Below are 26,825 nucleotides of genomic sequence, written 5' to 3' on the forward strand. Positions count from 1 at the left end.
CACATAGTCTTCAAACAACACGATTCCCGGCCAAAACAACGAGCAGAAACCCAAAGCATGATCTGCTCGGCCTTCGATCCATATCCAATCAGAAGGCGCGATGCCTTGCCCATCGTTCCATTCGGCGAGTTCAGGGATCAAATGTGATACATCCGTCATGAGGCCAGCGTAGCGGCATTGCGAATGTCCGCAAGCGGGCAGACCGATTGCTCCGCGCGCCGTCTAATAATGGTCGATGGCCGACCGGCAGCTTTCCTTTGCCAGATAGGCCGGTCGAATCTGAACGAATGGCCGCTTCTGAGAGATGACGATGGGCCGGTGAGTGACGACAAATGGCGCAGAGCGGACTTCCATGGCCTTTAGTTTGTTTCCGCTGGTCGCCACCACCATCGTAATCGACCCAGCACGGAAGCGCCGACCTGCGCCACCCCACACCCCCTACCAATGTAGGATTATTTCTGATCTACCCTTGCGGATGACGCATTTGCCCGCCCGCGCCAACGCTTTCCGGACGCCTCAATGGCCGCCCGTCCGCCCGGCGCAGAGTGTCGCTTCGTGGTCGCCTCATGGTCGCTTCGTGGTCGCGTCGGGGTCGCTTCGGGCGGAAAATCGCCGACGACACTGTGAACTTCGCCCTGCCGTCAAACTCACCCGGCGACTCGGCAATGCGCCGCCGGGCGACAGGGGGTCAGGCCTTGCCGAACACCCGCTCGAAAATCGTATCAACCTGGCGGAAATGATAATCGAGGTTGAATTTTTCCTCGATCTGGTCGGGCGACAGGGCGGCGGCGACGTCGGCGTCGGCCTTGAGCAATTCCATCAGCGACAATTGCCCGTCCGATTCCCACACTTTCATCGCGTTGCGCTGGACGTAGCGGTAGCTATCCTCGCGGCTCACGCCGGCCTGCGTCAGCGCCAGCAGCACGCGCTGCGAGTGGACCAGGCCGCCCATCTTGTCGAGATTCTTCATCATCCGCTCAGGGTAGACCAGCAGCTTGTCGATCACCCCGGTCAGGCGGCCGAGCGCGAAGTCCAGCGTGATGGTCGCGTCCGGGCCGATATAGCGTTCGACCGACGAATGGCTGATGTCCCGCTCATGCCACAGCGCGACATTCTCCATCGCGGGCAGGGCATAGGCGCGCACCATGCGGGCAAGGCCGGTCAGGTTCTCGGTCAGAACCGGGTTGCGCTTGTGCGGCATCGCGCTCGACCCCTTCTGGCCGGGCGAGAAATATTCCTCCGCCTCCAGCACTTCGGTGCGTTGCAGGTGGCGCACCTCGACCGCCAGCCGCTCGATGGACGATGCGATGACGCCCAGCGTCGCGAAGAACATCGCGTGGCGATCGCGCGGGATGACCTGCGTCGATACCGGCTCGATGGCCAGGCCCAGCTGCTCCGCGACATGCTCCTCGACGCGCGGGTCGATATTGGCAAAGGTGCCGACCGCGCCGGAAATGGCGCAGGTGGCGACTTCGGCCCGCGCCGCGATCAGCCGGGTGCGGCAGCGGCTGAATTCGGCATAGGCTTCCGCCATTTTGAGGCCGAACGTCACCGGCTCGGCATGGATGCCGTGGCTGCGGCCGATGGTCGGGGTCAGCTTATGTTCGAACGCGCGGCGCTTGATGACGTCCAGCAGCCGGTCGAGATCCTCGATCAATATGTCGGCGGCACGGGTCAGTTGCACCGCCAGGCACGTGTCGAGCACGTCCGAACTGGTCATGCCCTGGTGCATGAAGCGCGCCTCGTCGCCCACCTGCTCGGCGACCCAGGTGAGGAAGGCGATGACGTCATGCTTGGTCACGGCCTCGATCGCGTCGATCGCGTCCACGTCGATCGCCGGGTTGGTCGCCCACCAGTCCCACAACGCCTTGGCGGCCGACGGCGGCACCACGCCCAGCTCGCCCAGCTTCTCTGTCGCATGCGCCTCGATCTCGAACCAGATTTTGAAGCGGGCTTCCGGCTCCCAGAGGGCGGTCATCTGCGGGCGGGAATAGCGGGGGATCATGGGCGAATCCTGTCTGGCTGGAAACGGAAAGTCGATGTGCCGCGCCCCCTAGCAGCGTCGCCCGCCGCGGGCAAATCGGCGCGCTTTTTCTCCCGCCTGTGTGGACGGGCGTGCGGACCCATGACGAAGAAGGGACGAATCGAACGATTTTACTGGTCGAATGACGCAAGATGAACGGGGGTTCAGGAACATCCGGGCGGATTAATCTATTCTATCTTCACTAATGGGCAGGCTGGCGTCTTCGCCTTTGCTGGCCCAAGAAGATTAGAAACAGGAGATCATGATGATCCGCGCATTTTTATTGGCAACCGTTCTGACGGCCGCGACCCCGGCTCTGGCGCAGCAGGCCATGACCCCCGGCGCCGCGACGCAGCCCGCCCAGCCGTCGGCCGCCATGCCGGCGCAGCCGTCCGCCGCTACCCCGGCGCAATCGACCCCCGCGCAATCGACTCCGGGCGCATCGGTGGCCTCGATCGTCGACAGCGAATTTCCGGCCTACGACGCCAATGGCGATGGCCAGCTCGACCAGTCGGAATTTTCCCGCTGGATGCTGGCGCTCAAGAATCAAGAGATGAAGGCGACCGGCCAGCAACTCCCCGCCGATCAGGTGACGGCCTGGGCTAACGGCGCGTTCAGCACGGCGGACGCGGACAAGAGCCTGATGGTCAGCAAGCCTGAACTCATCACTTATCTCAGCGCCGGCGCCTGAGCCAAATCATATCCCCGCCAGTCACGAAGGGCGGAAAAAGAACCCGAACGGGTCGCACCAGGGGGCGGCATGGAACGAAGGCCATGCCGCCCTTTGGCATTTCCGCTTATTTCCTGCGCCGCGCATAAAGCAGCGCCGCCACGATCGCGGCAGACCCGATGCCCACCGCCGTGCCCATCCACACGGATTTCCCCGCCGCGGTCCCCGCCGCACCAGCCAGATCCTCGCTGGCCTTGCCATCCTTTTTCGGCGCGCTCTCTCGTTCCAAAATCCCGTTTCCCGGCTCTTTCAATTTGACGCAACGACAATGCCGCAACCCGCGCACCTCGAAAAGAGGCTTTTTGCAGACAGCCTCCCGCATACGCCAAACGTCTCATTCGCATGACAACACTTGACACCAGCCCCGGAAATGTGGTGGTAGCGCTATCAAGAATGGCGCGGTTTTTTTGGAGAGGTAATGATGTCGGGGGCTGTTTCCTTGCTCGATTTTCTGCCGAGCGATTGGCGTAAGGGCCTGTTCCTTGGCCGCGTGCAAACCTCCGACGGCCCAAGCCCGATCCTGGTGCGCGACGGCATCGCCTATGACATGAGCGGCGTCGCCCCGACGGTCGCGCAACTGGCGGACATGCTGCCTCTTGCAGCCGAAACCGGTCAGAGCATGGGGCCGCTGGATAGCCTGTCTGCCCCCCTTCTCAGCCCGATCGACCTGCAATGTGTGAAGGCCTGCGGCGTCACCTTTGCGGTATCCGCGCTGGAACGCGTGATCGAGGAACGCGCGCGGGGCGACGCTGCTGCCGCCAGCGAAATCCGCGCAAGACTGGAGGACAGGGTCGGCGGTTCGATCCGCAACGTTGTCCCCGGAACATCAGAGGCTGCCGCGCTCAAGGCGGCGCTGATCGAGGACGGGCTTTGGTCGCAATATCTGGAAGTCGCCATCGGCCCTGATGCAGAGGTCTTCACCAAGGCCCCGATCCTGTCGTCCGTGGGGCCGGGCGCCCAAATCGGTATCCGATCGGATTCCACTTGGAACAATCCCGAGCCGGAAATCGTGCTGCTCGTCAACGCAGTCGGCATCACCATCGGCGCCACGCTGGGCAACGACGTCAACCTGCGGGATTTTGAGGGGCGGTCAGCGTTGCTGCTGGGCAAGGCAAAGGACAATAACGCCTCCTGTTCGCTCGGCCCGCTGGTGCGCCTGTTCGATGATGATTTCACCATCGACGATGTCCGCAATGCCGAAGTCGCTCTCACCATTGACGGGCCCGAAGGCTATCGGCTGGAGGGCGTCAGCAGCATGAACCAGATCAGCCGCGACCCGCTCGAACTGGTCCGGCAGACCCTGTCGGAACATCACTATCCCGATGGCTTTGCGCTGTTCCTCGGCACGCTGTTCGCGCCGGTTCAGGATCGGGATGAACCCGGTCGCGGCTTTACCCACAGGGTGGGCGACCGCGTCGCCATTTCCACACCGCGCTTGGGCACGCTCGTGAATGAGGTCGTGACATCGAAGGATGCTGCCGCCTGGGATTTCGGTGTCGTTGCCCTGATGACCAATCTTGCCGCTCGCGGCTTGCTGAACACGCAACAGAAAGATCCTGCATGAGCCGCGCCATCTACCCTAGCCTCAAGGGGAAACGGGTTTTCATTTCCGGCGGTGGCAGCGGCATCGGTGAAGGGCTGGTCGAAGCCTTCGCCGGTCAGGGCGCGCATGTCGCATTTTGCGATATTGCAAGGGATGAAAGTCAGGCTTTGGTCGCGCGTCTGGCCGGGAGCGACTTTGCGCCCCTGTTTCACGAGGTCGATCTGCGTGATATCGGCAAGGTGCAGGCGATGATGGCTGAGGTCGAGCAACAGCTTGGCGGCATCGACATCCTCATCAACAATGCCGCCAATGACGACCGTCATGGCATAGAAGAGGTCACGCCGGACTATTGGGACGATCGCATGGCGGTCAATCTGCGGCATCTCTTTTTTGCCGCACAGGCTGCTGCGCCGGCGATGAAGCGCGCGGGCGGCGGCGTAATCCTCAATTTCGGGTCCATCAGCTGGCATCTCGCGCTTCCGGAATTGACGCTATATCAGACGGCGAAGGCCGCCATCGAGGGATTGACCCGCAGCCTGGCGCGCGACCTTGGTCGCGATAACATCCGCGTCAACACGATCATCCCGGGCAATGTGAAGACGCCGCGTCAGGAAAAATGGTATACGCCCGAAGGGGAGGCGGAAATCGTCGCGGCGCAGTGTCTGGATGGCCGCATCCTTCCCGTCGATGTCGCCGCGTTGGCCATGTTCCTCGCTTCGGATGATGCGCGTTATTGCACGGGACACGACTATTTCATCGACGCCGGCTGGCGCTGACATGGGCGTGGCGGAGCCGCAGAGCATTGTCTCCCTAGGCGCGACGCTGGGCGAAGGACCTGTCTGGGTGGCGCGCGACGCGGCGCTCTGGTTCGTGGATATCAAGACGCATCGCATCCACCGCTACGACCCGGTTCAGGACATGGCGCGCAGGTGGACAGCACCCGGGCAAGTGGGATGGATAGTGCCCACCGCGGATGGCAAATTTGCCGTTGGCCTTCAGTCTGGCGTGCATCGCTTCGATCCTGACAGTTCTCGCTTCGATCTGCTGCATGCGCCCGAGACGCATTTGCCCGGCAATCGTCAGAATGACGCCTGCGTGGCGCCTGACGGCGCGCTGTGGTTTGGAACCATGGACGATGCGGAAGTGGACGCCAGCGGGCATTTCTATCGCGTCGACGGCGGTGGATGCGCGGAAAGCGGCCTGCCGCCGGTGTCGATCACCAACGGCCCTGCTTTTTCTCCCGATGGCCGCATCCTCTATCATACCGATACGCTGGGCAAACGGATATGGCGCACCGACGTCGAACCGGACGGCAGTGTGGGCAACACCATGCTCTTTGCCCGGATCGAGGACGATGCCGGCTATCCAGATGGTCCCACCGTGGATGCCGAGGGTTGCGTCTGGACCGGGCTGTTCGGAGGTTGGGCCGTGCGCCGCTACGATCCGGCCGGCAAGCTGATGCGTGAAGTTCGCTTCCCAGTGGCGAATGTGACGAAGATTGCTTTTGGCGGCGAGGATCTTCGCACTGCTTATGCGACCACGGCTCGCAAGGGGCTGGACATGACAGCGTTGACAAAGCAGCCTCTGGCGGGCGATCTCTTCACCTTCGACCCCGGCGTGGCCGGGCTGCCGGGCCAGATAGCAACGATATAGAAGAGCGGGAAGGACAGGATAATGCGTGAGGGGACTGCTGCGAAGGTCAATATGGCCTTCATTGTCGCGATTGTCGCTGTTGCGACGATCGGCGGGTTCATGTTCGGCTATGACAGCGGCGTCATCAACGGGACCCAGAAGGGGCTGGAAAGCGCCTTTGACCTAGGCAGTCTGGGCATCGGCGTCAACGTCGGCGCGATCCTCGTAGGATCGTCGATCGGTGCTTTTGGCGCTGGGCGCATGGCTGACATCATCGGTCGGCGCGGCGTCATGATGCTCTCGGCCATTCTGTTCCTGGCGAGCGCACTGCTGGCTGGCGCGGCCGGCTCCTCGGCGGTGTTCATCATCGCGCGGATCATCGGCGGCCTGGGCGTGGGCGCAGCCAGCGTCATATCTCCCGTCTATATTTCCGAAGTCACGCCAGCGGCCATTCGCGGTCGTTTGTCCTCGGTCCAGCAGGTCATGATCATTTCCGGTCTGACCGGCGCGTTCGTCGCCAATTTCGTGCTCGCCCGCTATGCTGGCGGATCGACGGCCGAACTGTGGATGGGCTTTCCCGCCTGGCGCTGGATGTTCTGGTTGCAGGCGATTCCCGCCGCCATCTACTTCCTGGCTCTGCTCATCATTCCCGAAAGCCCCCGCTACCTCGTCGCGCGCGGACAGGATGAGCGTGCGCATGCCGTGCTGACCCGCCTGTTCGGAGAAGCCGAAGCCACGCGCAAGGTCGCAGACATTCGCGCCAGTCTCGCCGCGGACCATCATCGGCCCAAGCTTAGCGACCTCATCGACAATACCAGTGGCAAGGTGCGTCCGATCGTGTGGACCGGCATCGGCCTTGCCGTCTTTCAGCAGCTGGTCGGTATCAACGTGGTGTTCTATTATGGCGCGACCCTTTGGGAAGCGGTCGGCTTTTCCGAAGATTACGCGCTTCAGACCAACATCCTGTCGGGCGTGCTGTCGATCGGCGCTTGCCTTGCCACCATCGCCATGGTCGACCGCATCGGCCGCAAGCCGTTGCTGCTGATCGGATCGGCCGGGATGGCGGTCACGCTGGCAACAGTCGCCTATGCCTTTTCGACGGCCGTCACCGGCGCGGATGGCGCGGTGTCGCTGCCCGGCAATAATGGCGTCCTGGCGCTGGTCGCGGCCAATCTCTACGTGATCTTCTTCAACATGAGCTGGGGTCCGATCATGTGGGTCATGCTGGGCGAGATGTTCCCGAACCAGATCCGCGGGTCTGGACTGGCGGTCGCCGGCTTCGCGCAGTGGATCGCCAATGCGCTGGTGTCGGTCAGCTTCCCCTCGCTGGTCGTATGGCCGGGTCTGGCCGTGGCCTATGTCGGCTATGCCTTCTTCGCGCTCATCTCCTTCTTCTTCGTACGGGCGATGGTCAACGAAACCAAGGGCCGTGAGCTAGAGGACATGGTCGGCTGAGCGCGCAGATCATCACATTGCGGGCGGGGGCGCTGGAGGCAGCGCTGTCGCCCGCGATCGGCGGATCGCTGACGGGCCTGACGCTGGATGGCGTCGACCTGCTGCGCCAGGCGCCGGAAGGGGCGACCGACCCGCTGGCGATGGCGTGCTTCCCGCTCGTGCCCTATGCAAACCGGATTGCCGAAGGACGCTTCACCTTCGATGGGGAGGAGCATCGGCTTCCCCTGAACTTTGGTGACCATCCGCACAGCATCCACGGTTTTGGCTGGCAGACCAACTGGACAGTGAAGACGACAGCTGTCGACCATATCCTGTTGGAGCATGACCATGGCGGAGACGCCGGCTGGCCTTGGCGCTATCGGGCGCAACAGGATGTTCGGCTCACCCCTGCGCAAGTGTCGCTTTCGCTATCGCTCTTCAACGCGAGCGACCGCCCGATGCCTGCCGGCCTTGGCTTTCATCCTTATTTTGTGGCCGACGAAGACACGAGGCTCAGCTTTGCCGCGCATACGCTGTGGCTTTCGTCCCCTGACATGCTGCCACAGCAAGAGGTGGCGGCAGACAGTCTTGGCGATTGGTCCAGACCAAGCCCGGTGTCGGGCGACAGCCTGATCGACAATGTCTATGGCGGATGGGATGGCGCGGCGACCGTCGTGCGGGGGGATGGCGTGCAGTTGACCGTCACCGCCGCTGGTGCCCAATGGCTTCATGTCTATCGGCCACCGGGGGCCGCGTTCTTCTGCCTGGAGCCTGTGAGCCACATCCCCGACGCGATCCATCGCGGCGGGATGGCGGTGCTGCAATCGGGCGAGACAGCTAGGCTGCATATGACCATCGCGATCGACAGACGCGATCAGGCGCTTCCGAAATCCGGCAGGATCGCCTAAGCTGCCCCAAACGGGCAGTGAGGGTAAACGCCAATGCAATTTCTGCGGACCGCTTTCTGGGTCGTCATCGCCGTGGCGCTCGCCTTCTTCTGCATGGCGAATTACGTCCCGGTCACTGTGCGACTATGGGGCGATCTGGTGATGGAAACCAAGCTGCCGGTGCTGCTGATCGGGGCATTCCTGTTGGGCGCCTTGCCCTTCTGGGTGATGGCGCGGGCCACCCGCTGGCGCCTCAAACGGCGTCTTGATAATACCGAACGGGCACTGGCCGCGGCGACCGCGCCTTCCGCTCCGCCGAGCATCACGCCAGCGCCCGGCATGGCTCCAGTTTCGCTCGAACCCGACGCGCCTGCGCCGACAGCAGCGCAGGCGGATCCCTTGCCCTCCACCTCCAGTTCTACAGGCCCTGCATGACCAGTCCCATTTACGTTGCCATCGACACGCCCGATCTTGCCAAGGCGCAGCATCTGGCGGGGCAGGTGCGGCATCACGTGGGCGGATTGAAGCTCGGTCTCGAATTTTTCTGTGCCAACGGGCACCATGGCGTGCACGAAATGACGAAGTTCGGCCTGCCGATCTTCCTTGACCTCAAGTTGCATGATATTCCCAACACCGTCGCCAAGGCGGTGCAGGCGTTGCACCTGCTCGAGCCGGCTATCCTGACTGTCCATGCCGCAGGCGGCCGGGCCATGCTGGAGGATGCCAAGGCGGCGGCAGGCATTCATACCAAGGTCGTGGCCGTGACCGTGCTGACCAGCCTGGATGATGGCGACCTGAATGATGTCGGCGTGGCTGCCAAAGCGTCTGATCAGGTCCGCCGACTGGCTGATCTGGCGCAGGACGCCGGACTGGACGGCATCGTCTGCTCGGGCGAGGAAGTGGCGATGGCGAAGAAGGCCTGGACGGATGGCTTCTTTGTCGTGCCGGGCGTGCGGCCTGCTGGCGGCGCGATGGGCGACCAGAAGCGCGCTGTGACCCCACGCCAAGCGTTGGACAATGGCGCGTCGATCCTGGTCGTCGGTCGCCCGATCAGCCTTGCCGACGATCCTGATTTTGCGGCGCGCGCGATCGAAGCAACGCTCTAAGGCTGCTTCAATCTACCAGCCCCCGTGGTGACCCGTCAGGCGCGGCCCGCTTCAGGGGGCCAGGCGTTGGCGCGGGCGCGAACGGGGCGCGGCGTCCGACTGACGGCGGATCAGCGCATGATCGCATACCAGATGCGTGGCCTTCTCCACCTGCTGGCTCCGCCTGGTTCTGAGCTGCTTGACCAGCACTTCCACCGCTGCCCGCGCCATAGCGCTGATCGGCTGGCGGATCGTCGTCAATTCTGGCCAGATGGTAGTGGCGAGCGACGTATCGTCGAACCCGCAGACGGTCAGGTCGCCCGGCACGTCCAGACCGGATCGATGCGCGATCGCCACCGTCGCGGCAGCCATATCGTCGTTGCTGGCAAAAATAGCGGTCGGCGGCTCGGCCAGCGACAGGATATGTTCGGCTGCATCCAGGCCCGACCGATAGGTGAAATAGCCTTGCGCGATGAGTTCGTCCTCAACCGGCAAGCCGGCCTCGCCCAGCGCCTGGACATAGCCTTCGAAACGGCGTGCGCTGGCGCTTTGATTGGGATTGCCTTTGACAAATCCGATCCGCGCATGACCCAAGGCAATGAGATGGCAGGTCATTTCATAAGCGGCCTGACGATCGTCGATGCTGACGGCCGCAAGGTCCGAGGGCGGTCGACCCGTGGCAACCGCGATCGCCGGAATGCCGGCACGACCAAGCGCCTGCACCAATTCTTCATGATCGCACAAGGGAGGCGGCAGGACGACGCCGTCGATGCGGCCACGCTCCAGATGGGCGACGACCGAGGCAATGGTCGTTTCCTCGTCCCATTTTTCCACTACCAGGTCGACGCCGCTGCGGCTGGCCTGGTCGAGGCTGCCGACCAGAAATTCGCTCAGATAGGATGATGACGGGTTGGAATAGAGCAGTCCGACACGGGTTTCGTCTCCCCCCGCCAACGTCCTTGCCGCAGCGCTGGGGGCATAATTCAGCGCGGCGATGGCCGCTTCCACCTTTGCGCGCGTTTCGGGCCGAACCACCTGCTCGCTGTTGATGACGCGTGACACCGTCATTGGGGAAACGCCCGCCTGGCGCGCGACATCATTGATCGTAGGGGCATTACGCTGGCGGCGGGAGGAACGGGTGTCGGTCAACGGCGGCGGCTTTCGTGAAACGCTATGGTGAGCCTAGGTAACGACAACCGCTCCCTTTGTAGAATCGAAAATTCAGTTGTGGCCCGGCGCGTAGGGGAAACTGCGCGCCTTGTACCAGTTCAGGTCATGCGCGGGGGCCTGCGCGCCCGCCGGCAGCGGCAGATGATTGATCGATTGAAAATAGGCGATGCTCGCGTCACGCCACCACTGGGCTTCGCGATGCTGGATCGCCAGGAAGGCTTTGGTCTGGGCAAAGCGTTCAGGGTCGACAAGCGGGCGAAGGCTTTCCCAGGTCCGCTGCATGTCCGCGACATAGGCGACGCCGCGATCATAACGATGGACCAGCCCGTCCCAGAGCGTCTCACCGGATTTCAGGCGATAGTCCCAGGGCAAATGGTGAAACCAGAGCAATTCGCTTTCCGGCGTAGTAGCTGGGTCCGCGAGTCGCCGCGCGATGGCGGGCGCATATTTAGAAATCGCATTGCTGCCGCTTTTGGTCCGGTCGAAGCCGATCCCGTCCGCATCGGCCTTGTGATAATACACAGGGTTCCATTCCGGTCGGGCCAATTCCGAAACCCAGGGCGCCGGGCCATAATGATGGCCGGTCGCCATGAGGTGGGCCAGGCCGAGCGGCGTCATATAATCCACCGCCGCTTCGCGCGAACCCATCATCATGGCGACGACCGGATCGATTACGCGCGGGTCGGGCGAGAATGTCATGGCCGTCCATTCGCGGGCGATGGCTTCTGCGGACAGGTCCGGGTTCCATGCGAGGCGGCCAAAGGCATACCAGTCCGCCTGATTAAAGATCGACCCGCTCCAGTCGCGATCGATCCCGATATTGGCGACGCCGGCGATGCCGGTGAGCCTGTGCCCATCCAGCGAGCCATCGATTATTTTGGCGACGGTCGATCCTGTCCCCTTGGCATAGGTGTCAGCGTCGAGCGTTTCTTCAAAAAGAGGGCCGAGATAGGTGAGGTGCGTCGATTGGCCCAGATATTCCTTGGTGATCTGAAATTCCATCATCAACGGGGTCTTGGGCATGGCGCCAAATAAGGGGTGGAATGGCTCGCGCGGCTGAAAGTCGATCGCGCCATTCTTGACCTGCACCATCACATTGTCGGCGAACTTGCCGTCGAGCGGCTTGAAATCATCATAGGCCTGTTTGGCGCGATCGTCCGGATTGTCATGCGCGTAGACGAAGGCGCGCCACATCACGATACCGCCGTGGGGCTTCACGGCGGCTGCCAGCATATTGGCCCCGTCTGCATGGGTGCGTTGATAATCCTGCGGGCCAGGCTGGCCTTCGCTGTTTGCCTTGACGAGGAAGCCGCCGAAATCGGGGATAGCCCGATATATCTCATCGGCCTTGGCCTTCCACCAAGCGGCGACCTTCGGGTCCAGCGGATCGGCCGTCTTGAGACCGTCCAGTTCCATCGGCGCCGTCCACTTGACTGACAGATAGACCTTGATCCCATAGGGCCGGAATATGTCGGCCAGTGCCGCCGCCTTGGCGATATAAGGGGCGCTCAGGCTCTCTGCTTTCGCATTCACATTGTTGAGCACCGTGCCGTTGATTCCGATGGAGGCGTTGGCGCGCGCATAGTCGGTATAGCGCGGTCCTTTATAGTCTGGCAGGCGCCACCAGTCCCAGATCGACTGGCCTGCATAGCCGCGCTCTACAGTGCCATCCAGATTGTCCCAATGGTTGAGCAGGCGCAGGCCGATCCGCGGCGCGCTGCGAATGTCGAGCCGGTCAAGCGACGCGCCGGTTTGCGCAAGGCGAAGCCAATGGAAGACGCCGTGCAGGATACCGATGTCGCTATTGGCAGCGATCAGCGTGACTGGCTGCCCTGCGCGGTCGATGGAGCGGATCGCATAGCCCTCCGCGCCAAGTCCCTTCAGCGGTACAGGGATAGCGGGTGTGGATCCGGGCGTTGCAAGCCAGAGCGATCCCGCAGCCGGTTCGGTAGTGAGGGCTGGCGCGTGGCCCGTCATGCTCGTCACCGCGCGTTGCAATTCCTGCTTTGCGGATGCCATCGTCGCGCTGTCGCCTCGTGCGGAAATGGCGCGGGCGTGCGCGCTGATGTCCGCCCCACGGGCTTGGCCCGCTGGCGCATAGCGCAGCCAAAGATCATAGCCGTCTTCCGCCCGAACGGGCAGGGCCAGTATCGTCAGGGCCATGGCCGTCAGATAGCAGAACAAGCGCGCCATCACTTTTCCTCTCCTCATGGACGTCGGCGGGTCACTGGCAGGAACTGCATTGACAAGCCCGTCTTCTGTCGCGATGGTAGCGTTATCAGTTGACAAGCTGCAAGCGAAAATCGCCTCGAGCGGTAAAAAGGGGAGGGCCAGGTGATCCGTAACTGCAAGATCTTGGGTGCGGCATCCTTGTTGGCAATTGCGATGGTATTACCGCTCACGCCGGTGGAAGTCGCGCGCGCGGCGCAGGATCAGCGGCCAATATATAAGGATGCTTCCCAACCGATTGAGGCGCGGGTCGACGATTTGATCGGTCGGATGACGCTGGATGAAAAGATCGCTCAGATCACGACCGTTTGGGAAAGCAAGACCCAGATTTTTGATGATCGACTGCAGATCGACCCGGCGAAGTTAGCGGCGCGCTATCCACATGGTCTGGGCCATTTTACACGGCCGTCCGACGCCAAGGGCGCGGTCAGCCCTCGCGTCGCCCGCGGGCGCGACCCTCGCCAGACCGTCGCGTTGGTCAATGCCTTGCAGAAATGGGCAGTGACGCAGACGCGCCTTGGCATTCCCATCCTGTTTCATGAAGAGGGCCTGCATGGTTACGCGGCGGTCGGCGCCACGAGCTTTCCGCAGTCGATAGCGCTGGCGTCCTCCTGGGATCCAGGTCTCGTCAGGCAGGTGAACAGCGTGATCGCGCGCGAGATACGCGTGCGCGGCGTGCCGATGGTCCTTTCCCCTGTGGTCGATATCGCTCGCGACCCGCGCTGGGGGCGGATCGAGGAAACCTATGGGGAGGACCCCTATCTGGTGAGCGAAATGGGCGTCGCCGCGGTGGAAGGCTTGCAGGGCGAGGGGCGATCGCATGACCTGCGCCCCGGCAAGGTGTTTGCGACGCTCAAGCATCTTACCGGCCACGGCCAGCCCGAAAGCGGCACCAATGTCGGGCCTGCGCCGATTTCGGAACGCGAACTGCGCGAAAATTTCTTTCCGCCGTTCGAGCAGGTCGTGAAGCGCACCGGCATAAACGCGGTCATGGCCAGCTATAACGAGATTGACGGCGTGCCCAGCCACATGAACCGCTGGCTGTTGGGTGACGTGTTGCGCGGGGAGTGGGGATTTCGCGGTGCGGTCGTGTCCGACTATTCCGGCGTCGATCAGCTTATGAGCATTCATCATGTCGCCGGCAGCCTGGATGAGGCCGCGCGGCGGGCTTTGGATGCGGGCGTGGACGCGGATCTGCCCGATGGCCTGTCCTATGGCACGCTGGGAGAGCAAGTACGCGCGGGCAAGGTAAGCGAGGCTGAGGTTGATCAGGCGGTGCGGCGCATGCTGGCCCTGAAATTTCAAGCTGGGCTGTTCGAACATCCCTATGCCGATGCCGCGCAGGCGGTGGCGCTGACCAATGATGCGGAGGCGCGCGCGCTCGCGCGACGGGCGGCGCAGCGGTCGATCACGCTGCTGAAGAATGACGGCATCCTGCCGTTGAAGCCCGAAGGATCGATCGCGGTAATCGGGCCAAGTGCGGCAGTGGCGCGTCTCGGCGGCTATTATGGCCAGCCGCCGCACGTCGTTTCCATTCTGGATGGTATCAAGGCCAAGGTCGGCGATCGCGCACGGATCGTCTTCGCGCAGGGCGTGAAGATTACGGAAGATGACGACTGGTGGGCGGACAAGGTCGACAAGGCTGATCCGGCGGAAAATCGCCGCTTGATTGCGCAGGCGGTGGAGGCGGCCCGGAACGTGGATCGCATCGTGCTGACGCTTGGCGATACCGAACAATCGAGTCGGGAGGGCTGGGCGGCCAACCATCTGGGCGACCGGCCAAGCCTGGACCTTGTCGGCGAGCAACAGGAGCTTTTTGACGCCCTCAAGGCGCTGGGCAAGCCGATCACCGTCGTCCTCATCAATGGCCGGCCCGCCTCGACCGTCAAGGTGAGCGAAGAGGCCAATGCCTTACTGGAGGGCTGGTATCTGGGCGAGCAGGGCGGCCATGCCGTTGCCGACGTGCTGTTTGGCGATGTCAACCCGGGCGGCAAGTTGCCAGTCACCGTGCCGCGATCGGTCGGGCAATTGCCGGCCTTCTACAATGTGAAGCCCAGCGCGCATCGCGGCTATCTGTTCGATACGAATGCGCCGCTCTATCCCTTTGGTTATGGCCTGAGCTATACAAGCTTCACCTTGTCTCCGCCGCGTCTGGCGCAGGCCAGGATCGGGCCGGGCGGCACGACCAGCGTGACCGTAAGTGTCCGCAACGATGGCGCACGCGAAGGCGACGAGGTCGTCCAGCTTTATATCCATGACAAGGTGAGTTCGGTCACCCGGCCAATCAAGGAATTGAAGGGATTTGAGCGCGTGTCGCTCAAACCCGGCGAAACCCGCACGGTTCAGTTCACCATCACGCCTGAAAGCCTGCAAATGTGGAATGACAAGATGCACCGCGTCGTCGAACCGGGCGAGTTTGAAATCATGACCGGCAACAGTTCGGTCGCGTTGCAGTCGACGACGCTGACGGTGACGCCATGAGCGTCGGTTTTGCGCGCCGACAGGCGCTGGGGCTGATGGCGTCGACATCGCTGGCTGCGGCGGTCCCGGCGGCGGCCAAAAAGTCCGGGCCGCTGTACAAGGACGCAAGCGCACCGGTCGACCTACGCGTGAATGATCTTTTGAGCCGGATGACGCTGGAGGAGAAGGTCGGCCAGATCATCGCGCTCTGGGCGACGAAGGCGGAGATCATGGATGATCTGACTTTCTCACCGGCGAAAGCGAGTGCCGCCTATCCCGCAAGCTTTGGCCAGATCACGCGACCGTCCGACCGGCGCGGCGCGCCCAACGGATCGACGCAGGCCGGGGGCGTGGGCGCGCGCTGGCGCACGCCGAAGGATACGGTCGATTTTATCGAAGCGGTCCAAACCTGGGCGATCAGGGAAACCCGGCTGGGCATCCCGGTCCTGTTTCACGAAGAATCGCTGCATGGCTATATGGCGACCGACGCCACCATGTTCCCCATGGCCATTGGCATGGCGGGCAGCTTTGACCGCGAGCTGATGCGGGACGTCCAATCCGTGATTGCGCGCGAAGTGCGGGCGCGCGGTGTCCATCTGGCGCTGTCGCCAGTGGTGGACATTGCGCGTGATCCGCGTTGGGGGCGGATCGAGGAGACATTTGGCGAGGACCCCTATCTGTGCGGCGAGATGGGCGTGGCCGCGGTGCTGGGCCTGCAAGGTGAGAGCAAGCAGATCGGGCCCGACAAGGTGATGGCCACGCTCAAGCATATGACGGGCCATGGTCAGCCGCAAAGTGGCGAGAATATCGCGCCGGCGCCGATCAGCCAGCGCGAGTTGCGAGAAAATTTCTTCCCGCCTTTCCGCGCGGTGGTGAGGCGCACCGGCATTGCCGCGGTGATGCCCAGCTATAACGAGATAGACGGTGTGCCCTCGCACCAGAACAGGTGGCTGCTAGGCGACATATTGCGCGGCGAGTGGCATTTCGACGGGGCCGTGGTGAGCGACTATGGCGCCGTGCCGGAACTCGACACCATCCATCATGTCCAGCCTGATCTGGAAGCAGCGGCGCGGGCTGCGCTGCGCGCCGGCGTCGATTGCGAATTGCCCGACGGCATCGGTTTTCGCACACTGGTCGAGCAGGTTCGCAGCGGTAAAGTGCCGCTTGAGGCCGTCGATCTTGCCGCGCGGCGCATGTTGACGCTCAAGGTGCGCGCAGGCTTGTTCGAAAATCCCTGGCCGCGGCGGGACTGGGACGCATTGACCGGCAACGCAGAAGCGCGCGCGCTGGCGCTGAAGGCTGCACATCGGTCCATTGCCCTCCTGAAGAATGACGGGACATTGCCGCTGACCGCCGGAGCGCATCGGCGGGTTGCCGTCATCGGGCCGAATGCGGCCATTGCCCGTCTGGGCGGCTATTCCTCCATCCCGCGGCAAACGGTGTCGCTGCTGGATGGCGTGAGAGCCAAGCTCTCTGGCAGGGCAGAGGTGGTCCACGCCCAGGGCGTTTTCATCACGCAAAGCGAGGACCGGTCCGTGGACGAGGTGCTGCTGGCGGATCCGCAGAAGAACCGCGATCTGATTGCCGAGGCGGTCGAGGTCGCCAAGAGCTCGGATGTCATTATCCTGGCGATCGGCGACACCGAACAGACCAGCCGCGAAGGGTTTGCGAAGAACCATCTGGGTGATCGCACCAGCCTGGACCTGGTGGGCGAGCAGAATGACCTGTTCGCCGCCATGAAGGCCACCGGCAAACCCGTGATCGTCTGCGCGATCAATGGCCGCCCGCCAAGCTACCCGGCAGTCGTGGATGGCTGCAATGCCTTGCTGGAATGCTGGTATCCGGGACAAGAGGGCGGCACCGCGATGGCGGACATCCTGTTCGGGGACGTCAATCCCGGCGCGAAGCTGCCCGTGACAGTGGCGCGCGATGCGGGACAGGTGCCTATTTTCTACAACCGCAAGCCAAGCGCCCGGCGCGGCTACGTGTTCGAGGATATATCGCCGCTTTTCCCCTTCGGTTTCGGACTGAGCTATACCCGCTTCACCATTGGAAAGCCCAGGCTTTCGTCGGAGCGGATCGGCACGGGGGGAAGCGTGGTGGTCGAGGTCGATGTGCAAAATGTCGGCGATCGACAGGGCAATGAAGTCGTGCAGGCCTATGTCCATGACCAGACCGCCAGCGTGACGCGTCCGATCAAGGAATTGAAGGGATTTGAGCGCGTCACCCTCGCGCCGGGCGAAAGCAGGACGGTGCGTATCCCCCTAGGCCCCGACGCCTTCGCGCTTTGGAATCTCGACATGGAGGAAGTGGTCGAACCCGGCCTTTTCGACATCATGGTCGGACCTGACAGCGAAACCCTTCAATCCGTAACGCTCGAAATCATCTGAACAGGACTGCCCGCATGCCCAAGATTATCGATGCCAAGGTTATCATCACCTGCCCTGGTCGCAACTTCGTCACGCTCAAGATCATCACGGATGAGGGCATCTACGGCCTTGGCGACGCCACGCTCAACGGCCGTGAACTGGCGGTTGCCAGCTATCTGACCGATCATGTCATTCCCTGCCTGATCGGGCGCGATGCCCACCGGATCGAGGATATATGGCAATATCTCTACAAGGGCGCCTATTGGCGGCGTGGTCCCGTCACCATGACCGCGATCGCGGCGGTCGACATGGCCTTGTGGGATATCAAGGGCAAGATTGCGGGCCTGCCGGTGTATCAATTGCTGGGCGGGGCGAGCCGCGAAGGCGTGATGGTCTATGGTCACGCCAACGGCACCACGGTCGAGGATACCGTCAAGGTCGCGTTGGAATATCAGGCGCAAGGCTATAAGGCGATCCGCCTGCAATGCGGCGTGCCGGGCATGGCGTCGACCTATGGCGTGTCGAAGGACAAATATTTCTATGAGCCGGCCGACGCCGACCTGCCGACCGAAAATGTGTGGAACACCAGCAAATATATGCGGGTGGTGCCGGAACTGTTCAAGGCGGCGCGCGAGGCACTGGGCTGGGACGTGCATTTGCTGCACGACATCCACCACCGCCTGACGCCGATCGAAGCCGGGCGGCTGGGCAGGGACCTGGAGCCTTACCGCCCCTTCTGGCTGGAAGACGCGACCCCGGCCGAAAATCAGGAAGCGTTCCGCCTGATCCGCCAGCATACGACCGCACCGCTGGCCGTGGGGGAAATCTTCAATTCGATCTGGGACGCCAAGGATCTGATCCAGAACCAGTTGATCGACTATATCCGCGCCACCGTGGTCCACGCCGGCGGCATCACTCACCTGCGCCGCATCGCGGCATTGGCGGACCTGTACCAAATCCGCACCGGTTGCCATGGCGCGACGGACCTGTCGCCGGTGTGCATGGCCGCAGCGCTGCATTTTGACCTCAGCGTGCCGAACTTCGGCATCCAGGAATATATGCGCCATACCCCGGAAACCGACGCGGTCTTCCCTCACGCATATACGTTCGCGGACGGCATGATGCATCCGGGCGATCAGCCGGGTCTGGGCGTCGACATCGACGAGGAACTGGCGGCCGGATACGAATATAAGCGCGCGTTTCTGCCGGTAAACCGGCTGGAAGACGGAACCATGTTTAATTGGTGATGCGCCAAGGCGGCGCCGATGCGGGCGGCCTGCACGCCGCCCGCATTCATCGCTCCTGTCATGATCGCACCGCCCAAGGAGAATGAGATGGCCACCATTCCCAAGCCATCGGGGAAAGTCCGCTGGATCGTCTGCGCGTTGCTTTTTGCAGCGGTGGTGCTCAGCTATATCGACCGGCTGGTCCTGCCGACGCTCAAGCCCGATTTACAGGCGCGCTACGGCTGGAGCGAAAGCGGCTATGCTGACTTGGCCATCTGGTTTCAGGCGGGCTATGGCATCGCCTATGTCGCATTCGGGCGATTGATCGACCGCATCGGGGCGCGCGCGGGTTATGCGCTGGCCGTTTCGCTCTGGACCATCGGCCATGTCGCGCATGTCTTTTTCACGTCGACTGCTGGCATGTTGCTGGCGCGTATTCCTTTGGCGATCGGTGAGGCGGGCACCTTTCCCGCCGCGATCGCCGCGACCAATGAATGGTTCCCCAAGAAGGAGCGCGCGCTGGCGATCGGCATCTTCAACGCCGGGTCCAATGTCGGCGCGATCCTGACCCCTCTGGTGGTGCCGGTCATTGCCGTGACCTTGGGGTGGCGCTGGGCCTTCATCCTGACCGGATTGCTGACGGTTATCTGGTTGGCGGCGTGGCTCGGCTTCTACCGTCGGCCGCGCGAGAAGAAGGGCCTCAGCGCACAAGAGCTGGCCTGGATCGAAACTGATCCGGTCGAAGAACAGCGGCCGGTCAAATGGGCGACCCTCTTCAGTCACCGGCAGACCTGGGCCTATATGGCGGGCCGCTTCCTCATCGACCCGGTCTGGTGGACGTTCCTGTTCTGGCTGCCGGACTTTTTCAACAAGCAATATGGCGTCAAGATGCTGGACTTCGGCCCGCCCTTGATCGCCGTCTATTTGCTTGCGGATGTGGGATCGGTCGCGGGGGGTTGGGCCTCATCACGGTTCATGGGCCGGGGCTGGAGCGTCAATCGGTCGCGCAAGACGGCCATGTTCCTCGCCGCGCTTTGCGCAGTGCCGATCGCCTTCGCCGCGCACGCGCCCAGCATGTGGGTGGCGGTCGCGTTGATCGGCCTCGCCTGCGCTGGGCATCAGGGATTTTCGGCCAATCTCTATGCTCTTCCAGGAGATGTCTTTCCGCGGTGGATGGCGGGGTCCGTGGTGGGCCTCGGCGGATTGTCCGGTGCGATCGGCGGCATGCTGATGGCAAAATTCGCCGGCGTCATTCTGGAAACGGTTGGCAGTTACGGCCCGATCTTCCTGGTTGCCTCCTGCGCCTATCTGGTCGCCCTTCTGACCATTCACCTCATCATTCCGCGCTATCAGGTCGTTGTCGCCGATGTCACGCCCGGCCAAGGAGCTTCATCTTGACCAAAACCCTGCGTCTACATCCCGACCGCCTGTTCCCGTCCGACCCTGTGATGCGGGACATTGCGCGGCGGCTTTATGCGTCGGTCAAGGACCTGCCGATCATCAGCCCGCACGGCCACACCGATCCGCGCTGGTTCGCTTATGATCAGCCCTTCGCCAATCCGGCTGAATTGCTGATCATACCTGACCATTATGTATTTCGTATGCTCTACAGCCAGGGGGTGCCGCTGGAGGACCTAGGCGTACCAACGATTGATGGCAGTCCGACTGCGAGTGATCCACGCGCGATCTGGCGTCGCTTTGCCGAGCGCTACCCCCTGTTTCGCGGGACCCCCTCGCGCTTGTGGCTCGACTGGGTGTTCGCCGAGGCATTCGGCATTGACGTGCGGCTGGAGTCGGGGACGGCGGATCATTATTATGATGTGATCGATGCCGCGCTTGCGACCGATGCCTTCCGACCGCGCGCGTTGTTTGAACGCTATAATATCGAAGTGATCGCGACGACCGAGGGGCCGCTCGATCCGCTCGACCATCATCGCGCCATCCGTGAGTCCGGTTGGCGCGGCAAGGTCGTGACCGCCTACCGCCCCGACCCTGTGCTAGATCCCGATGATCCGAAGTTCATCGACAATGTGCGCCACTTTTGCGCGATGACGGGCGAGGATGTCAGCTATGCCGGCTACCTGCGCGCGCATGAAAAACGCCGCGCCGATTTCCGCGCGGCGGGCGCGACATCGACCGACCATGGTCATCCCAGCGCCTTCACCGTGCACCTGTCTCCGCAAGATGCCGAAGCCCTGTTCACCAAGGTGACAAGCGGGCCCGTGAGCGCGCGGGAGGCCGAGCTGTTTCGCGGGCATATGCTGGTACAGATGGCGCGCATGTCGATTGAGGATGGCATGGTGATGCAATTGCATCCCGGCGTGCATCGCAATCATAATGACGCCGTGCGCACGCGATTTGGCCGGGACAAGGGGGCGGACATTCCCACCGCCGGTGAATTTGTCGCCGCTCTCAAACCGCTGCTGGACCTATATGGCAATGATCCGCGCTTGACGCTCATCCTCTTCACACTCGACGAGGACGTCTACTCGCGCGAGTTGGCTCCTTTGGCTGGGCATTATCCCGCGCTGCGTCTGGGGCCGCCATGGTGGTTCAATGACAGCCCCGAAGGCATGCGCCGCTTTCGCGAACGGATGACTGAAACGGCCGGATTTTATAACAGCGTGGGCTTCAACGACGACACGCGCGCTTTTTTGTCGATCCCGGCGCGCCATGACGTTGCCCGACGGATGGATTGCGGCTGGCTGGCGCAACTGGTCGCCGAACATCGTCTGGAGGAGGATGAAGCGTTCGAGGTTGCGCACGCCCTGGCCTATGATCTGGCGAAAAAGGCGTACAAATTATGATGCGGCTGTCGTCTGACAGTCTGGCATCGTTGCCCGTTGATGTGGAGCGCCCGACCTATGACCGTGCGGCAGTCAGGGCGGGCGTGGTCCATCTGGGCATTGGCGCATTCCATCGCGCGCATCAGGCTGCCATATTTGAAGATGCACTCAATGCCGGCGATTTGCGGTGGGGTATCATCGCCGCATCCTTACGATCGCCCGGCGTGCGCGACCAGATGATGCCGCAGGATGGCCTTTATACCATGCTGGTGCGGGATGGACGGGCGGATCTTGCACAGGTGATCGGTGCGGTCCGCCAAGTGATCGTCGCACCGGAGGACCCTCGGGCACTGCTGGCGGCGCTGGTGTCGCCCGATACGCATATCGTCACGCTGACCGTGACCGAGAAGGGGTACAAGCTCGACCCGGCCACTGGCTCCCTTATGGAAGATGACCCGCAGGTTGCCGCCGACCTGCTTTCCTTGCACGCGCCACAGACCGCGCCGGGCTATCTCGTCGCGGCCCTGGCATTGCGCAAGGAGGCTGGGCTCGCGCCCTTCACTGCGATCAGCTGCGACAATTTGCCGCATAATGGGCAGCGCCTGCGCGGTGCGGTCCTTGCGCTGGCGCAACGGCATGACCCCGCGCTGGCGGAATGGATCGAGGCGGAGGGCGCTTTTCCCGAAACGATGGTGGACAGGATTGTGCCCGCCACAACGGCCGACGATATCGCCGCGCTGGCCGAACGTCTGGGTGTCGAGGATCAGGCGATGGTCAAGACCGAGCCGTTCCTGCAATGGGTGATCCAGGACTGGTTTTGCGGCCCGCGTCCAGCCTTCGGGGCGGGCGTTCAGGTCACGGCTGCGGTTGCGCCGTGGGAAGAGGCCAAGCTGCGCCTGTTGAACGGTGCGCATAGCGGTATCGCATATCTGGGTGGATTGGCGGGGATCGAATATGTCCATGACGTGCTGGCGCTGCCCGAAGCCCGCTTTTTTGTCGAAGCCCTGTGGGATGAGGCGGAAACGACGCTGACGCCGCCACCGGAACTGGATGTGGCGGCCTATCGCCGTGCTCTGATGGCGCGGTTTGACAATCCAACGCTGCGCCATCGAACGCGACAAATAGCCATGGATGGCAGCCAGAAACTGCCACAGCGGCTGCTCGCCACGATAGCGCACCGGTTGGAGGCGGGGCAGGGGGTGGACGCCCTGTCACTCGCGGTCGCGGCGTGGATCCGTTGGCAGGCCGGCGTGGATGATCAGGGTTCGAGGCATGAAGTGGATGATCCATTGGCCCATCCTATCGCCGAGGCGCTGTCCGGTGCACATGACAGTGGTGCGCGCGTCGATGCCATTCTGGGGCTTGGCGCGATCGTTCCGTCGACGCTGGCACAGCATGATGTGTGGAGGGAGACGTTGACCCAATGGTTGAGCGTCCTCGAAACCCATGGCGCGCGCGCCGCCTTGGCCAGATTTGCCGGATGAGATGCATCTTGCCCGCCTTCTCCGCCTGATGATGTTGTTGAAAGGTCGATGATGAAACGCTGGTCCGCCCTGTTGCTGCCAATTGCACTGTCGGCGACGTCGATGGCGCATGCCAGGGATTGTTCGCCAAACTGGGTGTCCGCTTGGGCGTCGTCGCAATTCCGTCCGACCGGGGACGCGGAATTGCCGGCCGGCACGTTACGTGATCAGACTTTGCGTCAGATCGTGCGGCCTTCCGTCGCTGGCGATCGGATGCGGGTGCGATTTTCCAATGTCGCCGGGACGCAGCCCTTGCGCATTGCCGGCGCAAGCATTGCGAGGGCGCATTCGTCGCAATCGCCGACAATTGACGCGGCCACATCGACGCCGCTGCTGTTTGATGGTCAGGCGGCCGTAATTATCCCCGCCGGTTCGGACTATCTGACCGACCCGGTGGAGATGCCCGCCAAGGCGCTGGAGACGATCGCCGTCTCGCTCCGTTATGACGGAGAGCCGGAACAGACATCGCATCCTGGTTCGCGCGCGACATCCTGGCATATGGCGGGCGATCATTTGCGCGACGAAAGGATGGAAGGCGCTGCGCATTTCGATCACTGGTTCAACCTGGCCGCGCTGGAGATTGAACGCTGCACGCCGGCGCGGTTGGTCGTGGCGCTTGGGGATTCCATCACCGACGGCAAGGGATCGACAACCAATGGCAACGACCGCTGGACCGATGTGTTGGCGGAGCGGCTACAGGCCGACCCGCAGCGGCGCGGCATCGCCATCGTCAATCAGGGGATTGGCGGCAATCGACTGCTCAATGACGGGCTTGGCCCCAATGCGCTGGCACGGCTCGACCGTGACGTGCTGGCGCAACCGGGGGTCACGCATCTGATCGTGCTGGAAGGAATCAACGATCTGGGAACGCTGACGCGCGAGGCGCCCGTCAGCAAGGCGGACCATGCCGCGCATGTCACCCGGATCATCGGTGCCTATCGCCAGATCATCGCGCGCGCGCGTGCGAAGGGCATAAAGGTGATCGGTGGAACGATCATGCCCTTTGTCGGCAATGGCTATTATCATGCCGACCGCGACAATGAAGCCGACAGGCAGGCGGTCAATGCCTGGATCAGGGCGCCGGGCCATTTCGATGCGGTGGTCGACTTTGACCGGGTCATTCGTGACCCCGCCAGGCCGGAGCGGTTGCTGCCTGCCTATGATGATGGCGACGCCCTGCATCCATCGCCCGCCGGCTATCGCGCCATGGGGGAGGCGGTGCCGCTCACGATGTTCGATTGAAGGGACAGCACGGCACGGCGGGCGGATTGCTATCGCGGATGAGAGACTTCCAGCCACGGCAGGATCATCGCACGGACGTCCACTCGCGCTTTCAGCCTGGCCGCCAGCAAGGCGGTGCCGCTTATCTTGCGCTGGACGAATAATGTGTCGGCCGGCGGTACATGCCAGGTGGACCGATCGGCCGCGATCTCGACGCCCTGTTGGCGCAGAAGGCTGACGAACGCGCGGTCGCCAAAATCGAACGATCCGGCCTTGCCCATTTCCCCGATAATGACCTCGATCATAGCATCCAGCCGGGAACGATGACGGGTGACGACGCCAGCGCCGATGAAGCCTGCGTTGACCAATGCATCGCGGACGGCGGCGCGATCTCCGGCCAGGCCGGCTTTCAGCAAGGTCCGGTAGGCGGCCATGGTTTCGGGTGCGACCGGCCGCGCGGCCCCGAAGTCGAGCAGGATCAAGCGTTCGCTTTCGGGCTGATAGCGATAATTGGCGAAGTTCGGATCAGTCTGCATCACGCCAAATTCGAACAGCTCGCGCAGGACCAGCGTGATCAATATGGTCATGACCCTGTCGCGCGTGGCCTGCGAAGCGGACTGCAATGTTTCGATCGGCTTGCCTGCCAGAAATGTCATGGCCAGCACCCTGTCGGTGCTGAACTCTGGATCGACATGCGGCACGACCACGTCATCCACGTCTGCAAGCAATTCCCCGAACCGGGTCATCTGACGCGCTTCGCGTTCATAGTCTGCTTCCTCGGCCAATTGGCGCTTGGCTTCAGCAAGCAAAGGGGTGATGTCGACTTCGCGCGGGAGCAAGCCTGACAGGCGCAAGAGCGTGGCGACATTGTCCACATCGGCGTCAATGCTTTCACGAACACCGGGATATTGCACCTTGATCGCCAATTCGCGCCCGTCCTGCGTGACGGCGCGATGCACTTGTCCGATCGAAGCGGCGGCGATCGGCCGTGGTTCGAATTGGCGGAACCGGGTGCGCCAAACGGCGCCCCATTCGCGCGCCAGCACCCGTTGCAGCTGCGGCGGAGGCAGATGCTGGGCATTGTCGCGCAGGCGCGCCATGATATCGGCAAGTTCGGGCGGCAAGAAGTCGCCCGCGTCCATGGATATCATCTGGCCCAGCTTCATGGCCGCCCCGCGCAGATGCGCCAGCCGGTCAGCGACCTTTCCGACATTGGCCGGCGTCAGCAACATGTCGCGCAGGCGCGGACGTTCGCCATCAGCCAGCCGCCGTGCGCCTTCGCCGATGATTCCGCCGGCCAGGCCGCCTGCCAGCCGCCCGAATTGTCCAAGCCGTTGCAGCCTGCCGCTGGGCACGGACCGGCCGGAACCCTTGCCCTTGTCATCGCTCATGCGATCACCATCCCTGGCTGCCTGGAATGCCCTTGAACGGCCCGGCGACATGACTGGTGATCCAGCCACCATAGAAATCGCCTGGCTGTGGCGTGACTGTTTCGCCATCGACGGCACAGCGGTCGAATGGCCCCGCATAAAAGGCGACATGATCGCGTAGCATGACGAAGGCGCGGCTGGGATCGGGATAGCTCCAGCCGACGCGGGGAAGCACGATATCGCCGATCACCACGTCCCAATAGACGGCTGCGCCCTTCCACTCACAAAAAGAGCCGCCGCCCGCACGACGCAGGATGCCCGGCGCAATGTCGTCGGGAGGAATATAATAGCTGGGCGGGTGGCTGGTTTCGAGCGTGCGGATGGCCCGGCGGCTATCCGCGACGATGGTGCCGGCATGGTCGATAACGATATGCGCGGTCGAGGGGAGGGAGATTGCAGGACGCGAAAAGTCCCAGACGCTTTGCTGCCCCGGCTGCACAGGGTCGCGCCAGGGCCTCATGCGCACTGTCGCCTTGCGCCCGCCAGCCTGTGCAGGCGAGGGCGGATTCTCAGAAAGACACGATAGCAACGTTCCAGCACGGCCAGGACCGCCTGATTTCGCGCGGCCAGCCCCAATGGTCGTAACAAGGGAATTGCCCGCCACATGGCTGCGAAAGCCGCCGCGCCGGACAGCAGCGTGCCATTTTCCATGGCATGAAAACGCTCCAGCAAGTCTGCGCGATCAATCGGGCATGCCGCACTATCCGCGCTCGTCGCATCGACAAACATAATCGCCCCGCGGCGATCAAGGCGGCGCATGAGGGCAATTTCCTTGCGGCACAAGGGGCAGTCGCCATCATGCCATATGATCAGGTCGGCCATCCCGCCTATATAGGAAACGAAGACCCGATGTCATCGGCGCAGCATAAATCTGGAAGTCCTGCACCCGCGTGAAGGCAGGCGATCCGAACAACGCTCTCAAGTCCGAAGAAACCGCGATGCGGAAGTTGGCGCACCCAAGAGGATTCGAACCTCTGGCCTTTGCCTTCGGAGGGCAACGCTCTATCCAGCTGAGCTATGGGTGCGCAACGCAGGTCAGGAGGGGCGCTTAGCAAAGGCTGGCGCGCTGTGCCAGTG

The 26,825-nt window shown here is 62.9% G+C and carries 22 protein-coding genes and 1 tRNA gene; 15 read left to right on the plus strand and 8 right to left on the minus strand.

Translation table 11 applies throughout. The annotated features are described in order from the left end of the window. Nucleotides 1-688: 688 nt before the first annotated feature. Nucleotides 689-2,005: an adenylosuccinate lyase gene (gene purB / locus SAB01S_RS14790; RefSeq protein WP_062733905.1), complete on the minus strand. Its 1,317-nt coding sequence runs from the start codon at nucleotides 2,003-2,005 to the stop codon at nucleotides 689-691. 283 nt (nucleotides 2,006-2,288) lie between these two features. Here purB and SAB01S_RS14795 point away from each other — a divergent pair, with 283 nt between their 5' ends. Continuing rightward, nucleotides 2,289-2,714: a calcium-binding protein gene (locus SAB01S_RS14795; RefSeq protein WP_062734002.1), complete on the plus strand. Its 426-nt coding sequence runs from the start codon at nucleotides 2,289-2,291 to the stop codon at nucleotides 2,712-2,714. A gap of 106 nt (nucleotides 2,715-2,820) precedes the next feature. Here SAB01S_RS14795 and SAB01S_RS14800 read toward each other — a convergent pair whose 3' ends face one another. Then, the gene (locus SAB01S_RS14800; RefSeq protein ID WP_157078365.1) at nucleotides 2,821-3,075 is read right to left on the minus strand and encodes a hypothetical protein; all 255 of its coding nucleotides are present in this window, start codon (nucleotides 3,073-3,075) and stop codon (nucleotides 2,821-2,823) included. A gap of 99 nt (nucleotides 3,076-3,174) precedes the next feature. Between SAB01S_RS14800 and SAB01S_RS14805 the strand changes: the two genes are divergently transcribed. The 7 genes from SAB01S_RS14805 to pyrF are packed head-to-tail and all read left to right on the plus strand — an operon-like array spanning nucleotide 3,175 to nucleotide 9,355. Then, on the plus strand, nucleotides 3,175-4,317 hold the full coding sequence (locus tag SAB01S_RS14805) for a fumarylacetoacetate hydrolase family protein (protein ID WP_062734004.1): 1,143 nt from the start codon (nucleotides 3,175-3,177) through the stop codon (nucleotides 4,315-4,317). After that, the gene (gene xylB / locus SAB01S_RS14810; protein ID WP_062733911.1) at nucleotides 4,314-5,072 is read left to right on the plus strand and encodes a D-xylose 1-dehydrogenase; all 759 of its coding nucleotides are present in this window, start codon (nucleotides 4,314-4,316) and stop codon (nucleotides 5,070-5,072) included. The genes SAB01S_RS14805 and xylB overlap by 4 nt, the downstream gene beginning before the upstream one ends. Nucleotide 5,073: 1 nt before the next feature. Next, entirely contained in the window at nucleotides 5,074-5,949 is an 876-nt protein-coding gene (locus SAB01S_RS14815; protein WP_062733913.1) for an SMP-30/gluconolactonase/LRE family protein, read from the plus strand. A gap of 21 nt (nucleotides 5,950-5,970) precedes the next feature. Then, entirely contained in the window at nucleotides 5,971-7,383 is a 1,413-nt protein-coding gene (locus SAB01S_RS14820; protein WP_062733914.1) for a sugar porter family MFS transporter, read from the plus strand. 17 nt (nucleotides 7,384-7,400) lie between these two features. Then, nucleotides 7,401-8,270 carry an aldose 1-epimerase gene (locus tag SAB01S_RS14825; RefSeq protein WP_083951371.1) on the plus strand — a complete coding sequence of 290 codons (870 nt, stop codon included), beginning with the start codon at nucleotides 7,401-7,403 and terminating at the stop codon, nucleotides 8,268-8,270. A 33-nt stretch (nucleotides 8,271-8,303) separates the two neighbouring features. Next, complete coding sequence (locus tag SAB01S_RS14830) at nucleotides 8,304-8,684, plus strand: lipopolysaccharide assembly protein LapA domain-containing protein (RefSeq protein ID WP_062733916.1); 381 nt, start codon at nucleotides 8,304-8,306, stop codon at nucleotides 8,682-8,684. Next, complete coding sequence (pyrF, locus tag SAB01S_RS14835) at nucleotides 8,681-9,355, plus strand: orotidine-5'-phosphate decarboxylase (protein WP_062733918.1); 675 nt, start codon at nucleotides 8,681-8,683, stop codon at nucleotides 9,353-9,355. Before SAB01S_RS14830 ends, pyrF begins: the two co-directional genes overlap by 4 nt. A gap of 51 nt (nucleotides 9,356-9,406) precedes the next feature. On the opposite strand, the gene SAB01S_RS14840 is transcribed toward pyrF, so the two are convergent. Together SAB01S_RS14840 and SAB01S_RS14845 are read right to left on the minus strand one after the other, a co-directional pair. Further along, complete coding sequence (locus SAB01S_RS14840) at nucleotides 9,407-10,483, minus strand: LacI family DNA-binding transcriptional regulator (RefSeq protein WP_062733920.1); 1,077 nt, start codon at nucleotides 10,481-10,483, stop codon at nucleotides 9,407-9,409. A 72-nt stretch (nucleotides 10,484-10,555) separates the two neighbouring features. Beyond that, nucleotides 10,556-12,697, minus strand: a complete 2,142-nt coding sequence (locus SAB01S_RS14845) for an alpha-glucuronidase family glycosyl hydrolase (protein WP_439646689.1) — start codon at nucleotides 12,695-12,697, stop codon at nucleotides 10,556-10,558. A gap of 192 nt (nucleotides 12,698-12,889) precedes the next feature. On the opposite strand from SAB01S_RS14845, the gene SAB01S_RS14850 reads away from it, so the two are divergent. The 7 genes from SAB01S_RS14850 to SAB01S_RS14880 all read left to right on the plus strand — a co-directional run bounded on the left by SAB01S_RS14850 (nucleotide 12,890) and on the right by SAB01S_RS14880 (nucleotide 24,339). Continuing rightward, complete coding sequence (locus SAB01S_RS14850) at nucleotides 12,890-15,214, plus strand: glycoside hydrolase family 3 N-terminal domain-containing protein (protein ID WP_245646497.1); 2,325 nt, start codon at nucleotides 12,890-12,892, stop codon at nucleotides 15,212-15,214. After that, nucleotides 15,211-17,583 (plus strand): glycoside hydrolase family 3 N-terminal domain-containing protein, encoded by a 2,373-nt coding sequence (locus SAB01S_RS14855; protein WP_062733927.1) that lies wholly within the window; start codon nucleotides 15,211-15,213, stop codon nucleotides 17,581-17,583. The genes SAB01S_RS14850 and SAB01S_RS14855 overlap by 4 nt, the downstream gene beginning before the upstream one ends. Nucleotides 17,584-17,597: 14 nt before the next feature. Further along, nucleotides 17,598-18,809, plus strand: a complete 1,212-nt coding sequence (gene manD / locus SAB01S_RS14860; RefSeq protein ID WP_062733929.1) for a D-mannonate dehydratase ManD — start codon at nucleotides 17,598-17,600, stop codon at nucleotides 18,807-18,809. 87 nt (nucleotides 18,810-18,896) lie between these two features. After that, nucleotides 18,897-20,186, plus strand: coding sequence for an MFS transporter (locus SAB01S_RS14865; RefSeq protein ID WP_062734008.1), 1,290 nt, complete (start codon nucleotides 18,897-18,899; stop codon nucleotides 20,184-20,186). Beyond that, complete coding sequence (gene uxaC / locus SAB01S_RS14870; protein ID WP_083951373.1) at nucleotides 20,183-21,595, plus strand: glucuronate isomerase; 1,413 nt, start codon at nucleotides 20,183-20,185, stop codon at nucleotides 21,593-21,595. Before SAB01S_RS14865 ends, uxaC begins: the two co-directional genes overlap by 4 nt. Then, on the plus strand, nucleotides 21,592-23,058 hold the full coding sequence (locus tag SAB01S_RS14875) for a mannitol dehydrogenase family protein (protein ID WP_062733933.1): 1,467 nt from the start codon (nucleotides 21,592-21,594) through the stop codon (nucleotides 23,056-23,058). The genes uxaC and SAB01S_RS14875 overlap by 4 nt, the downstream gene beginning before the upstream one ends. 48 nt (nucleotides 23,059-23,106) lie before the next feature. Then, nucleotides 23,107-24,339: an SGNH/GDSL hydrolase family protein gene (locus SAB01S_RS14880; protein ID WP_062733935.1), complete on the plus strand. Its 1,233-nt coding sequence runs from the start codon at nucleotides 23,107-23,109 to the stop codon at nucleotides 24,337-24,339. Between the two features lie 29 nt (nucleotides 24,340-24,368). Here SAB01S_RS14880 and SAB01S_RS14885 read toward each other — a convergent pair whose 3' ends face one another. The 4 genes from SAB01S_RS14885 to SAB01S_RS14900 form a co-directional block, all read right to left on the minus strand. After that, nucleotides 24,369-25,709 carry an ABC1 kinase family protein gene (locus tag SAB01S_RS14885; RefSeq protein ID WP_062733937.1) on the minus strand — a complete coding sequence of 447 codons (1,341 nt, stop codon included), beginning with the start codon at nucleotides 25,707-25,709 and terminating at the stop codon, nucleotides 24,369-24,371. Between the two features lie 4 nt (nucleotides 25,710-25,713). Next, entirely contained in the window at nucleotides 25,714-26,208 is a 495-nt protein-coding gene (locus tag SAB01S_RS14890) for a DUF427 domain-containing protein (RefSeq protein ID WP_062733939.1), read from the minus strand. Continuing rightward, nucleotides 26,205-26,570: a thiol-disulfide oxidoreductase DCC family protein gene (locus SAB01S_RS14895; RefSeq protein WP_062733940.1), complete on the minus strand. Its 366-nt coding sequence runs from the start codon at nucleotides 26,568-26,570 to the stop codon at nucleotides 26,205-26,207. Before SAB01S_RS14895 ends, SAB01S_RS14890 begins: the two co-directional genes overlap by 4 nt. 126 nt (nucleotides 26,571-26,696) lie before the next feature. Then, nucleotides 26,697-26,773: transfer RNA gene (locus tag SAB01S_RS14900), tRNA-Arg, on the minus strand. Nucleotides 26,774-26,825 lie beyond the last annotated feature (52 nt).

It is taken from the genome of Sphingobium abikonense NBRC 16140 (assembly GCF_001598335.1).
Taxonomy (GTDB): Bacteria; Pseudomonadota; Alphaproteobacteria; order Sphingomonadales; family Sphingomonadaceae; genus Sphingobium; species Sphingobium abikonense.

What these genes read in the sequence shown, in the direction of transcription:
- purB (WP_062733905.1), bottom strand. Translation starts at nt 2,005, where the DNA reads ATGATCCCCCGCTATTCCCGCCCGCAGATGACCGCCCTCTGGGAGCCG.
- SAB01S_RS14795 (WP_062734002.1), top strand. Translation starts at nt 2,289, where the DNA reads ATGATCCGCGCATTTTTATTGGCAACCGTTCTGACGGCCGCGACCCCG.
- SAB01S_RS14800 (WP_157078365.1), bottom strand. Translation starts at nt 3,075, where the DNA reads ATGCGGGAGGCTGTCTGCAAAAAGCCTCTTTTCGAGGTGCGCGGGTTG.
- SAB01S_RS14805 (WP_062734004.1), top strand. Translation starts at nt 3,175, where the DNA reads ATGTCGGGGGCTGTTTCCTTGCTCGATTTTCTGCCGAGCGATTGGCGT.
- xylB (WP_062733911.1), top strand. Translation starts at nt 4,314, where the DNA reads ATGAGCCGCGCCATCTACCCTAGCCTCAAGGGGAAACGGGTTTTCATT.
- SAB01S_RS14815 (WP_062733913.1), top strand. Translation starts at nt 5,074, where the DNA reads ATGGGCGTGGCGGAGCCGCAGAGCATTGTCTCCCTAGGCGCGACGCTG.
- SAB01S_RS14820 (WP_062733914.1), top strand. Translation starts at nt 5,971, where the DNA reads ATGCGTGAGGGGACTGCTGCGAAGGTCAATATGGCCTTCATTGTCGCG.
- SAB01S_RS14830 (WP_062733916.1), top strand. Translation starts at nt 8,304, where the DNA reads ATGCAATTTCTGCGGACCGCTTTCTGGGTCGTCATCGCCGTGGCGCTC.
- pyrF (WP_062733918.1), top strand. Translation starts at nt 8,681, where the DNA reads ATGACCAGTCCCATTTACGTTGCCATCGACACGCCCGATCTTGCCAAG.
- SAB01S_RS14845 (WP_439646689.1), bottom strand. Translation starts at nt 12,697, where the DNA reads ATGGCGCGCTTGTTCTGCTATCTGACGGCCATGGCCCTGACGATACTG.
- SAB01S_RS14850 (WP_245646497.1), top strand. Translation starts at nt 12,890, where the DNA reads ATGGTATTACCGCTCACGCCGGTGGAAGTCGCGCGCGCGGCGCAGGAT.
- SAB01S_RS14855 (WP_062733927.1), top strand. Translation starts at nt 15,211, where the DNA reads ATGAGCGTCGGTTTTGCGCGCCGACAGGCGCTGGGGCTGATGGCGTCG.
- manD (WP_062733929.1), top strand. Translation starts at nt 17,598, where the DNA reads ATGCCCAAGATTATCGATGCCAAGGTTATCATCACCTGCCCTGGTCGC.
- SAB01S_RS14865 (WP_062734008.1), top strand. Translation starts at nt 18,897, where the DNA reads ATGGCCACCATTCCCAAGCCATCGGGGAAAGTCCGCTGGATCGTCTGC.
- SAB01S_RS14875 (WP_062733933.1), top strand. Translation starts at nt 21,592, where the DNA reads ATGATGCGGCTGTCGTCTGACAGTCTGGCATCGTTGCCCGTTGATGTG.
- SAB01S_RS14880 (WP_062733935.1), top strand. Translation starts at nt 23,107, where the DNA reads ATGATGAAACGCTGGTCCGCCCTGTTGCTGCCAATTGCACTGTCGGCG.
- SAB01S_RS14885 (WP_062733937.1), bottom strand. Translation starts at nt 25,709, where the DNA reads ATGAGCGATGACAAGGGCAAGGGTTCCGGCCGGTCCGTGCCCAGCGGC.
- SAB01S_RS14890 (WP_062733939.1), bottom strand. Translation starts at nt 26,208, where the DNA reads ATGAGGCCCTGGCGCGACCCTGTGCAGCCGGGGCAGCAAAGCGTCTGG.
- SAB01S_RS14895 (WP_062733940.1), bottom strand. Translation starts at nt 26,570, where the DNA reads ATGGCCGACCTGATCATATGGCATGATGGCGACTGCCCCTTGTGCCGC.